The sequence below is a fragment of the Arsukibacterium sp. genome, assembly GCF_036735525.1.
GTDB lineage: Bacteria > Pseudomonadota > Gammaproteobacteria > Enterobacterales > Alteromonadaceae > Alishewanella.
The window spans coordinates 1-8,981 of the sequence record NZ_DAINOE010000035.1; the positions used below are offsets into that span (position 1 = coordinate 1).

10 protein-coding genes are annotated in these 8,981 nt (G+C 49.1%); 6 read left to right on the plus strand and 4 right to left on the minus strand.

The genetic code is table 11. The annotated features are described in order from the left end of the window. The 3 genes from V7D78_RS08670 to V7D78_RS08680 form a co-directional block, all read left to right on the plus strand. A partial coding sequence (locus V7D78_RS08670) for a hypothetical protein (protein ID WP_333608052.1) occupies positions 1-275 on the plus strand: 275 nt, incomplete at its 5' end. Beyond that, entirely contained in the window at positions 226-2,157 is a 1,932-nt protein-coding gene (locus V7D78_RS08675) for a propionyl-CoA synthetase (protein WP_333608053.1), read from the plus strand. The genes V7D78_RS08670 and V7D78_RS08675, both read left to right, overlap by 50 nt. Positions 2,158-2,327: 170 nt before the next feature. Beyond that, positions 2,328-2,642, plus strand: coding sequence for a DUF6170 family protein (locus tag V7D78_RS08680; protein WP_333608054.1), 315 nt, complete (start codon positions 2,328-2,330; stop codon positions 2,640-2,642). Between the two features lie 36 nt (positions 2,643-2,678). Here the strand turns inward: V7D78_RS08680 and V7D78_RS08685 are convergent, their stop codons facing one another. Next, positions 2,679-3,509 (minus strand): substrate-binding periplasmic protein, encoded by an 831-nt coding sequence (locus V7D78_RS08685; protein WP_333608055.1) that lies wholly within the window; start codon positions 3,507-3,509, stop codon positions 2,679-2,681. Between the two features lie 202 nt (positions 3,510-3,711). Further along, positions 3,712-5,145, minus strand: a complete 1,434-nt coding sequence (locus V7D78_RS08690; RefSeq protein ID WP_333608056.1) for a sodium-dependent transporter — start codon at positions 5,143-5,145, stop codon at positions 3,712-3,714. 187 nt (positions 5,146-5,332) lie between these two features. Here V7D78_RS08690 and V7D78_RS08695 point away from each other — a divergent pair, with 187 nt between their 5' ends. Genes V7D78_RS08695 through V7D78_RS08705 form a run of 3 tightly spaced genes read left to right on the plus strand, consistent with a single transcriptional unit; the run spans position 5,333 to position 7,483 of the window. Further along, positions 5,333-5,632: a YciI family protein gene (locus tag V7D78_RS08695; protein ID WP_333608092.1), complete on the plus strand. Its 300-nt coding sequence runs from the start codon at positions 5,333-5,335 to the stop codon at positions 5,630-5,632. An 18-nt stretch (positions 5,633-5,650) separates the two neighbouring features. Beyond that, positions 5,651-6,670 carry a UDP-glucose 4-epimerase GalE gene (galE, locus tag V7D78_RS08700; RefSeq protein WP_333608057.1) on the plus strand — a complete coding sequence of 340 codons (1,020 nt, stop codon included), beginning with the start codon at positions 5,651-5,653 and terminating at the stop codon, positions 6,668-6,670. 12 nt (positions 6,671-6,682) lie between these two features. Continuing rightward, positions 6,683-7,483: an SDR family oxidoreductase gene (locus tag V7D78_RS08705; protein WP_333608058.1), complete on the plus strand. Its 801-nt coding sequence runs from the start codon at positions 6,683-6,685 to the stop codon at positions 7,481-7,483. Positions 7,484-7,525: 42 nt separating this feature from the next. On the opposite strand, the gene rluB is transcribed toward V7D78_RS08705, so the two are convergent. Then, entirely contained in the window at positions 7,526-8,548 is a 1,023-nt protein-coding gene (gene rluB / locus V7D78_RS08710) for a 23S rRNA pseudouridine(2605) synthase RluB (protein ID WP_333608059.1), read from the minus strand. After that, positions 8,548-8,981 (minus strand): SMC-Scp complex subunit ScpB (gene scpB, locus V7D78_RS08715; RefSeq protein ID WP_333608060.1); only part of this gene is annotated, 434 nt, incomplete at its 5' end. The genes scpB and rluB, both read right to left, overlap by 1 nt.

Genomic DNA, 8,981 nt, shown 5'->3' on the forward strand with positions numbered 1-8,981 from the left:
ACAAAGCTGCTGGAGATATCAGCGATAAGTTGAAAAAAAGCAGCCTGACTGCGGGAGGTCAACGACATAGCATTTCACCTTTAGCAATGAATTATCAGTCTATCCTTTATCAGCATTACAAGCAAAAATGGATAAACCACTTTACTATAGCTATTAGTCTAAGTTCGTTTTTACACATTTTTGTGTACAGTGATCAAATGTTTTTCAGTTTTATGAGGCAGGATCATGTCAACCAGTCACCCTTTGCAAGCAGAGCGCTATCAGCAACATTATGATCAAGCCATGGCGCACCCTGAGTGCTTTTGGCGTGAACAGGCTGCGAAATTGGCCTGGTATCAGCTACCCAAGCAGATCCTGAACCAGGACATGACGCACACCACCCAACCCTACCAGTGGTTTGGTAATGGCAAACTCAATACCAGCTATCTGGCACTGGATTATCATATTGAGCAAGGTCGCGGCGAGCAAACGGCGCTGATTTATGACTCACCGGTCACCAACACTAAGCAGCAATTTAGCTACCTGCAATTGCGCGATGAAGTGGCACGCTGTGCCGGCGCACTTCAGGCGCTGGGGGTAAGCAAAGGTGATCGGGTGGTGATTTATATGCCGATGATTCCACAAGCCGCCATTGCTATGCTGGCTTGCGCCCGCTTAGGCGCCATACATTCGGTGGTATTTGGCGGCTTTGCGCCGCATGAGCTGGCCATCCGCATAGACGATGCCACCCCAAAAGTGGTGATGAGCGCATCCTGCGGCATTGAAGTTAACCGGGTCATTGCCTATAAGCCCTTAATAGACAGTGCTATTGAAAAAGCCAGTCACAAGCCTGCACACTGCCTGATTTGGCAACGCGAGCAATGCCCGGCTGAGCTTATTGCCGGTCGCGATTTGGACTGGCATTCAGCGGTGCAGCAAGCACTACCGGCTGCCCCTGTGGTGCTGAACAGTACTGACCCGCTGTATATTCTGTATACCTCAGGCACCACAGGTAAACCCAAGGGCGTGGTGCGTGATAATGGCGGCCATGCGGTGGCACTGCATTACAGTATGCAGGCCATTTATAACATTAAAGCCGGGGACGTGTTTTTTGCCGCCTCTGATGTTGGCTGGGTGGTGGGCCATTCCTATATCGTCTATGGCCCGCTGCTGGCCGGAGCCACCACCATTTTATATGAAGGCAAGCCAGTATTTACTCCGGATGCCAGTGCCTTTTGGCGTATTTGCGCCGAATATGGCGTAAAAGCCATTTTTGCCGCGCCAACGGCATTCAGAGCGATTAGAAAGGAAGATCCAGAGGCGCTGTTACTGCAGCAATATGATTTATCGGCACTGCAAACGGTGTTTATGGCCGGTGAGCGACTGGATCCGGCCACCTTGTATTGGGCGCAAGAGGTGACCGGCAAGCCAGTGGTGGATCACTGGTGGCAAACCGAAACCGGTTGGGCGATTTGCGCCAACTTAACCGGCATTGAGTTACTGCCGGCAAAAGCGGGCTCGGCCACAAAGCCGGTACCGGGTTTTGCAGTGAATATACTGGATGACGAGGGCAAAGCAGTCCCAGCCGGGCAGCAAGGCAATATTGCCCTTAAACTACCACTACCACCAGGTTGCCTGACCACCATTTGGGGTAATCCGGAGCGTTTCAGCGCAGGTTATCTGCAGCAATTCCCCGGTTATTACTGTAGCGGTGACGGTGGCTATGTCGATGAAGATGGCTATGTGTTTATTATGGGCCGCACCGACGATGTCATTAACGTGGCCGGCCATCGCTTGTCTACTGGCGAAATGGAAGAAATCCTCGCCAGCCATCCGGCAGTGGCTGAATGCTGTGTTATTGGTTTACCTGATGCGCTCAAAGGCCAGCAACCGGTGGGCTTTGTGTTGCTAAAAAGCAGCATAACCGAAGATGCTACCGCAATTCAGGCGCAACTTGTCGCATTGGTGCGCCAGCAAATCGGCGCGGTGGCCAGTTTTAAACAGGCCTTAGTGGTACCGCGTTTACCCAAAACCCGCTCGGGTAAAATATTACGCAAGCTGCTTCGGCAAATTGGCGAAGGCGATAATTATCAGGTGCCCTCAACCATAGATGATGCCGCTTGTTTACCAGAGTTGGCAGCTTTGATGGCTGAGCACGGTGTAATACAAAACCGCTGATCTTAATAGCAAAGACTGCAGTATAATGACCTGGTTAGAGCGTAAAAACCAGCTTTAACGTGACTTTAATGCCGGTTTTTTGCATCATATAGCCTTTCGCTGCGACCCAAAGCAAAACTACAGCACAAAGCAGCAGCAATAACACCGTGGCGGCAGTATCAGAGGTAACCATGTTATATTTTAACAGCCAGAAAATTCCGGAATTGCAAGGGCTGACCTTTGCCCAGCGTATGCAGGTGATACGCAGTGCCGCCGATAAACTGCCTACGCCAACTAAAGTAGGCTTAAATACGTTAAAACTACTGATTTTATTTGGTTTATTTATTTTAATTGCCCGCGCCGATGGCCTGGCTATTGTCGGTTACACCCTGCTGTTAGTGGTGGCTTACCCGCTTATCACCCGACCTATTACCTATGCCTTGTGCCAAAGCCAATTTGCTGCCTTGCGCCGCCAGTTGTTTAAAGACAGCCCTGTAGCGGATTAAAAAGTAATTGCTGAGGCTGCAATGAAATACAAGAAATCATTGCTCTTTGGCCAGAGGGCTATGTTCTTGTGCCCATTGCTCTAATCGCGTGATTTGGTAGTCTGGATAAATACCTTGGTAAAGACTTCTCATGCTTCCATCCAGATAACTAAGTTCCAACGCCCGTTTCCAACGTTCAACTCTTAATGGATCAACATCCAACGAAAACGCCAGGTAGAGTTCAATGGTATACAAAAACTGGTGATGCATTAAATCCAAATTATGTTTTAAAATCTGCTTATCATGCTCAACTGCCCAATCACTAAACGTAGATAAGTGCACTCTACCCTTAGCCATCATTTCAATACAATCACCACCTTGAGTGGTAAGTACCAAATTAACACCCTCTTTAAATCCTATCTGAAGCAGTTTATCCTGATGCACTGAGCCTCTGAGCTCGCATGCTATAAGCGCTTTATCAGATTTTTGTTTAAGGGTGTCTTTCAAACCATATAACGACATTTGGTATTGTTTAAGAGGCCCTACCCACTGAAACTTATTTTCTCGATCTTCCGTTCTTATCGTTTCAAATAGTACTGAATTAGCCGTTTTTTGAGCCATTTTTGATGCCCGCGCCCATGGTAATAACTCAATAAAAATGTGTTCAGACTGTCTGGACGAAAGTAAACGTATAAGATCTACCGTTGCACCAACCACTTCATTCTTTTCGTTAAGGTATTCGCCAGGAGGGCTATGTGAGGTTATAAAGTGCAATACCTTTTCGCTTTCTACCTGAGAAAACGATGCACTGCTGAACAGAATAAAAAATGAAGGGATATAAAGATTAAAAAAAGCTTTGAGGCGGCTCACGAACAGTAGCATTAACATTTTTTTTCTGATCCGTGATAACGCTTTTTTAAATTATATAGCGGAAAATATCCACCGCAAGAACTCTATGCTGACAACTGACATTATCAGGAAATTAAACAGCCTGATATTTCAAGGATCCTATTCAGAGACATCCAATAAACACAGCCAGACCTAAATAAGTCATGGCTGTGTTTAGCACCCGGCGGCTTAAAAAAGTAATCTAAGCCAGATACTGAAACAGTTTGGTCAGCAAATTATTGCCAAAGTAGATAGTGGCCACAGTGTTGACAAAAATAATGGCTAAAATCACCGGAATAAAGGTGCCCAATGAGAAATTGACATATTGCTGCATCACCGAGCCGGCAAAGCTGGCATTACCCTGACTCATCTCTGCATCAAGATTGTGTTTTTTCCAACGGTAGATCACAAACAAGCACAGCAATAAACCATTTAACGGCAGGATAGTTTCGTAAAACATATCGTAGATAAGATCAAAGAACGACTTAGTGTTACCACCATAGCTAAGGATATTGCTCAGCCAGTCAATACGGCCAAATGACAAGGCACTGATAATCGCCAGCACCACCATAGCACCGCCCAATGAGTACAACGCCTTGCGCCGGCTTAAGCCTTTGCCATCCATAATACTGGCTACCGGCACCTCAATAATCGACACCAACGAGGTCATCGCTGCAAAAAACACCAGCAGGAAGAAAAACGCGGCGATAAAAGAAGCGCCAAAATAGCCAATATCTGCCTGCAGCGCTAAAAATATTTTGGGCAAAAACATGAATATCATGCCAATGCTTGATTCCGACAGCTCGCTGATTTCAATGTCCGGGTTAAAGGAAAACACCGCGGGTAAAATTAGTAAGCCAGAACAACACGCCACCAGTAATGATAAACCCGCCACCATTTTACCGGCAGAGACAATATTGTTGTTTTTCTGAATATAAGAGCCGTAGGTAATTAAAATCCCCATCGCCAGCGATAACGAGAAAAAGGCCTGTGCTAAGGCGCCGTTTATCACTTCACCGGTCAGTTTGGTAAAATCCGGGATTAAGAAAAAGGTGACACCCAGCATGGCGTTTTCCAGCGTCAGCACATAAATCACTAACGCAATTAACATTAAAAACAGTGTGGGCATCAGCACCGTAGTAGCCTTTTCTATGCCTTTTTTAACCCCGCCCTGCAAAATTAAAAAGGTCAGACCGACCACAATCGCCATGTAGACAAATAATTCATTACTATTAATAAAAATGCCGAAACCAGCAGGATCGGCGAGCTGATCCAGTTGACCTAGCACGGCTTTACCAAGATAACCGGCAATCCACACGGTGATCACCAGGTAAAACACCCCTATCATAAAAGGTGTGATCACGGACAGCCAGCCGACAGTTCGCCAGGCGCGGTTTTGGCCAATTTCAGTGAAAGCGCCCAGCGGGTTCTGCCGGGTATGCCGGCCCAGGCTCATTTCCGCCAGCATCACCGGTAAGCAGATAAAAAACACAAAAACAGCATACATGATAAGAAAAGCGGCACCGCCGTTTTTGCTGGCCATCACCGGAAAAGCGACCAGGTTGCCTATACCGACAGCTGAACCAGCGGCGGCCAGAATAAACCCCAGACTGGAGCTAAATTGTTCACGTTTCATTGGATTAAAGACTCCCTGACTATTTTTTTATTAGAATACTATTTTCTATTTTTATAATGTGCGCCCAGCATGCTAACAGCGACTTGCGGCAAATCCTAGCCCGACCTGCAAACTATGGCCAGCTCAATTGGTTTTAGCAGGCAATTCTGCTATCGTGCAGCGACAAAAACAGTATGCGAGTTTTACCATGTTCTATATGATTTACTCTGAAGATGCGGCCAATAGTCTGGAAAAACGGTTGGCAACCCGGCCTGCGCATCTTGCGCGATTACAGGTATTGAAAGAGGCCGGTCGCTTATTACTGGCCGGGCCCTTACCGGCAATGGATTCAAGCGAACCTGGTGCTGCAGGCTTTACCGGCTCGCTGGTGGTGGCAGAGTTTGTCTCTTTAGCCGAAGCACAGCAATGGGCCGACAACGACCCCTATCTGGCGGCCGGTGTCTACATTAAAACGACAGTGAAACCCTTTAAAAAAGTACTGCCCTAACCCCGCAAGGATGCATTAATGCCATACATACTCCTTACCGGCGGTGCTGGCTATATCGGCAGCCATACCGCACTGGAACTACTAAATGCCGGTTATCAGGTATTAAGCTTTGATAATTACAGCAATAGCTCAACTGAAGCGTTAAACCGGGTAGAACAACTCAGCGGTAAATCGATAGTAAAAGTCACTGGCGATATCCGTGATGAAGCAGCGTTACGCCAGCTGTTTAGCGAACATCAGATTAGCGCAGTAGTCCACTTTGCCGGGCTTAAAGCGGTGGGAGAGTCCACCCAGCTACCGCTGCATTATTATGATAATAACGTCGCTGGCACTGTAACCTTGTGCCGGGTTATGCGCGAAGTGGGCGTGAAAAAACTGGTTTTTAGCTCTTCTGCTACTGTCTATGGCGATGCCAAACAGGTGCCTATTCCGGAAAGCGCGCCCCGCTCGGCCACTAACCCTTATGGCCAGAGTAAGTTAATGATTGAGTATATTCTGCAGGATTTAGTGCAAGCCGAGCCGGATTGGGGGATGACCTTACTGCGCTATTTTAATCCGGTGGGAGCCCATCACAGTGGTCAAATTGGTGAAGACCCCAATGGTATTCCCAATAACCTGATGCCCTTTATTTCGCAAGTGGCTGTGGGCAAACGCAGCAGCCTGAGTGTGTTTGGTAATGACTACCCAACGCCAGATGGCACCGGGGTGCGCGATTATATTCATGTGGTCGATTTAGCCCGTGGTCATGTCAAAGCCTTACAGTACTTAGAGCAACACAACGGCATAGAGGCGATCAATCTTGGCACTGGCGTCGGTTACAGTGTGCTGGATATGGTGAAGGCCTTTAGCACTGTGAATCAGGTTGCAGTGCCTTACCAGATTGCGCCGCGTCGTCCGGGCGATATTGCCGTCTGTTATGCCCAGCCCGACAAAGCCAAACGTTTACTGGGCTGGCAGGCAGAGCACAGTCTGGATGATATGGTGAAAGACAGCTGGCGCTGGCAGTCGCAAAACCCGGATGGCTATAAGCAAGCTTAACAAGGAGCTGCCATGTCAGAGCGCTTAGTAAATAAAGTCATTTGGATAACCGGCGCTTCCGGCGGTATTGGCGAAGCACTGGCGCGGGAGCTTGCAGCAGCAGGCGCCCGGTTGATTTTATCGGCCAGAAGACACAGCGAATTACAGCGGGTACGCGATAGTCTAAATAATGCCAGCAGCCACCTGCTGCTGCCTTTGGATATTACCGACAGCCAGGCGGTAAACTCGGCAGTGCAAAGTATTCAACAGCAAGTTGGCGGCCTGGACTGGCTAATTAATAATGCCGGCATCAGCCAGCGGGCGCTGATCGTCGACACCCAAGCTGATACTGATCGCCGGTTGTTTGAAGTGGATTATTTTGCACAAATACATCTGACCAAACAGGCACTGCCCTTGCTGTTAGCCGATGGCGGCGGCAAGGTGGTGTTTATCTCCTCAGTGGCCGGTTTAGTGGGTACCCAGTATCGTGGCAGCTATTCTGCGGCCAAGGCCGCCTTGCACCTGTGGGCCAATAGTTTACGTGCTGAACTGTATGAGCAAGGGTTAAGCGTGGCTACGGTCTTTCCGGGTTTTGTCAAAACCAACGTCTCGCACAATGCACTCACCGGTGATGGCAGCCCCCTGAATCAATTAGACGAGGCGCAAGCTAATGCCATGAGCGCAGAGCAGTTTGCGGAAAAAACCGTCAAGGCGCTGCTTAACAACAAAAACTATATTGTTGTTGGCGGGCTAAAAGAACGCTTAGGCGCCTTGATGTCGCGCCTGTCACCAGAGCTGCTGTATAAAATAGTACGCAAAGCTAAGGTGCGCTAACAGAAAACGAACAGGGCGCTTATTGCGCCCTGTTCGTGTTTATTAACCCCTACCCTCGCGGCTGGGTTTTTTCCCTGTTTGCTGCCGTTGTTGGCCCGGGCTTTTACCCGCCGAACCTTTACCGGCCTGACCTTTAGGTGCTTGCCCTCTGCCAGCAGGTTTTTTCGCTGGCTCTGGCCGGCTTGGCTTTGCCGATGGCTCAGTTTTCCTGCCAGGGGTTTTCTCGGCAATTTGATGCTTACGCACAGCGCGCTTCATACTGGCTAAGCGGCGACGACGCTCGGTGCGATCTTCGCTTTTTACCAGGGTTTGCTGCTCAGGGTCCAGCTGCACTAGCTGGCGCAGGTAATTCACTTCATCTAAGGGATACTCGGCATAACCACCGGCCGGAATATGCTTGGGTAACAATAAGTCACCATAACGTACCCGGATAAGCCGGCTCACCACCGCACCTTGCGATTCCCACATGCGACGGACTTCACGGTTGCGGCCTTCGGTTAACACCACATGGAACCAGCGGTTGATGCCTTCTCCTGGCAGGGCTTTGATTTTTTTGAAATTCGCCTTACCATCTTCCAGCTCAACACCGGTGCGCAACCGTTGGATCATCGCATCGTTAATATCGCCAAACACCCGCACCGCGTATTCACGCTCAACTTCAAACTTAGGGTGCATTAGGCGGTTGGCCAGCTCACCGTCGGTGGTAAACAGTAATAAACCTGAGGTATTAATATCCAGCCGGCCAATGGCAATCCAGCGGGCGCCTTTAATATTAGGTAACCGCGAGAACACCGTGGGGCGGCCTTCAGGATCAGTGCGTGAGCAAATTTCGCCCTCTGGCTTATGGTAGGCCAGCACCCGGCAAATTTGCTGCGCTTCGCTGGCAATTTGTATCGGATGACCATCAATACGCACGGCCTGGGTGGCACTGACTCTGTCGCCTAAGGTTGCCGGTTTGCCATCTACAGTAACCCGGCCCTGGCTTATCCAGTCTTCCATTTCACGGCGTGAGCCGACGCCGGCACGTGCCAGCACTTTTTGTAATTTTTCGGTGGTATCACTCATTAGTGTATCTCTCCTGTCGTCACGACGGTGTTGGTTAATTCGAGCAGCGGCTCAGACATGGCCTGAAACTCTGGTAAAGGGGGTAACGCCGATAAATGCGGTAACCCAAAATAATCTAAAAAAGCGTTAGTGGTAGCATATAAACCGGGCCGACCGGGGACTTCTTTATGGCCAACCACTTTAACCCAGTTACGATCAAGCAGGGTACGGATGATCTGACTGCTGACCGACACCCCGCGAATATCTTCTATTTCACCACGGGTAATTGGCTGACGGTAAGCAATCAATGCCAGGGTTTCTAACACGGCGCGTGAGTAACGTGGTGAACGCTCGGGCCATAAACGGGCCAGCGACTCACTCAGTTCAGGCTTAGTCACAAAACGATAACCCGATGCCGTGTGCATTAGACTAATGCCGCGACCGGCGTAATCTT